Genomic DNA, 507 nt, shown 5'->3' with positions numbered 1-507 from the left:
TGACCCACCATTCTTTATTCCTTGTGAATACGGTTTGGTATCAATCGGCGGATTTACGCAAGCTTCATTCATAATTGAATAAGTGCATAGAGCGGGTTATTAGCTCAGTTGGTAGAGCAGTTGACTTTTAATCAATTGGTCGATGGTTCAAATCCATCATAACCCACCATTCTATGAAAATTTATATAAGAGCGGGTCATTAGCTCAGTTGGTAGAGCAGTTGACTTTTAATCAATTGGTCGATGGTTCAAATCCATCATGACCCACCATTCTTTATTCCTTGTGAATACTGTTTGGCATCAGTCGGCGGATTTACGTAAACTTCATTCTTAACTGAATAAGTGCATAGAGCGGGTTATTAGCTCAGTTGGTAGAGCAGTTGACTTTTAATCAATTGGTCGATGGTTCAAATCCATCATAACCCACCATTCTATGAAAGTTTTAATCGGCGGATTTACGCAGCTTTTTACAAAGCAAATTTATATTAGAGCGGGTCATTAGCTCAGT

The 507-nt window shown here is 38.7% G+C and carries 3 tRNA genes; all 3 read left to right on the top strand.

Annotation, left to right across the window (positions count from 1 at the left end):
- Positions 1-93: 93 nt before the first annotated feature.
- The 3 genes from DC53_RS00350 to DC53_RS00360 all read left to right on the top strand — a co-directional run bounded on the left by DC53_RS00350 (position 94) and on the right by DC53_RS00360 (position 428).
- Positions 94-169, top strand: a tRNA-Lys gene (locus tag DC53_RS00350).
- A 24-nt stretch (positions 170-193) separates the two neighbouring features.
- Positions 194-269: transfer RNA gene (locus DC53_RS00355), tRNA-Lys, on the top strand.
- 83 nt (positions 270-352) lie between these two features.
- A tRNA-Lys gene (locus DC53_RS00360) sits at positions 353-428 on the top strand.
- Positions 429-507 lie beyond the last annotated feature (79 nt).

The sequence above is a fragment of the Pseudoalteromonas fuliginea genome, from assembly GCF_000690055.1.
Classification (GTDB): Bacteria; Pseudomonadota; Gammaproteobacteria; order Enterobacterales; family Alteromonadaceae; genus Pseudoalteromonas; species Pseudoalteromonas fuliginea.
This window is presented reverse-complemented; position numbering and strand designations above follow the sequence as displayed.